1 protein-coding gene and 1 pseudogene are annotated in these 1,247 nt (G+C 33.8%); both read right to left on the reverse strand.

All coding sequences use genetic code 11. The features are described from left to right. Positions 1–487: 487 nt before the first annotated feature. The gene (locus tag COZ07_RS02325) at positions 488–952 is read right to left on the reverse strand and encodes an exonuclease (protein WP_406606985.1); all 465 of its coding nucleotides are present in this window, start codon (positions 950–952) and stop codon (positions 488–490) included. Positions 953–972: 20 nt separating this feature from the next. Continuing rightward, positions 973–1,247, reverse strand: a pseudogene (locus COZ07_RS02330) (hypothetical protein); the annotation flags it as partial.

Here is a 1,247-nt window from a genome sequence, read left to right on the forward strand (position 1 = left end):
ACTTACATATTCATCTATACTTTCAGGAAAGAGTATGATTTGATTTCTGTCTTCACCTTCTATATATCCCATAAATCTACCTTCTTTCTTTATGTTTATATAGTTATATTATACCATTTTTGTGGATTTATATTAAGCTAAATGCTATACTTTTCACACAGTCTGACGTCACCTGTATCATGTATCATTTATGATTGCCCCCTACATTTTAACTATAATTTTACTCTTTTACATTTTCCCATACTTGTTATCCAAATTCCCATGTTACTGATATTTCTATTTTTTGTCTTCTCTGGCCATATATTCTTATTCTGACATAAAGAAAGTTATTTGACTATCCTGATGGATCAGATTATTCTATAGTTGAGTGTTATTTTTCAATTATAGACCCTATTTATTTTATTCAAACAGTCAAGCATTGGCAATCCTCTGTATCATAAAAAGGATAAAGAACAGTTGAGCCTTTGGGGTTATCTCATCAAATCCCCTATCTTTCTCCATTTAATAATCTCTCAAATGCTTCAAGGTTACCCATTGCATCATTAACGGGATTATGATCATGTGGCGTTATACGTAACTTTTTCCATGAACTGGAATTTGCAAAATCTCCAACAAGGCCAGCGTAAAAATCTCCAATCCTTCTAGCACTCCACCCGAACGGATTCCTGCCAATGGTACGCCAAAAACCATCATTAATCCATTGCCAGTCAAAGGCAGGGTTATCACTTACAAAAATCGGCCTTAATCCATTCGTGACTTGAAGAATCCACCTCTCAAATTTCTCAAATACTTCTTTTTCTTCCAGCAATCCTTTCCCTGACAATACTCCGTGAAATATTGCTCTTGAAGGATAAGCGACTGCACTGAATTCAGTAAGTTTTCCGGTGCTTGGCGACTTACCGCATGCTTCACAATCAACAAAAATTAAGGTTTTTATATCCCTCTTTACCATGTCTCAAAAACCTCAACAGATTATATATTTGATATCATTCTTTTCAAAATTTCTTTAATGTTATTGCTCAAATTTTTAACTAATTCAGGATTATCAATTAGTGATTCAAGGTCAATCCTAATACTTCTTGCATCAACTTTTGTAATTGCTGAAAGTAACTTTTCTTTGAGTTCCTCTTTATTATCAATTCCTTCAATACATCTATAATTTGGCATTATACCTTTTTCCAAATACCAGAGCAAATCATAATAATCCCTTCCCTTAACCGTAGCTAGGGTTTTCCCCGACTTGTCAG

Source organism: Candidatus Infernicultor aquiphilus (assembly GCF_002784285.1).
GTDB lineage: Bacteria > Atribacterota > Phoenicimicrobiia > Phoenicimicrobiales > Phoenicimicrobiaceae > Infernicultor > Infernicultor aquiphilus.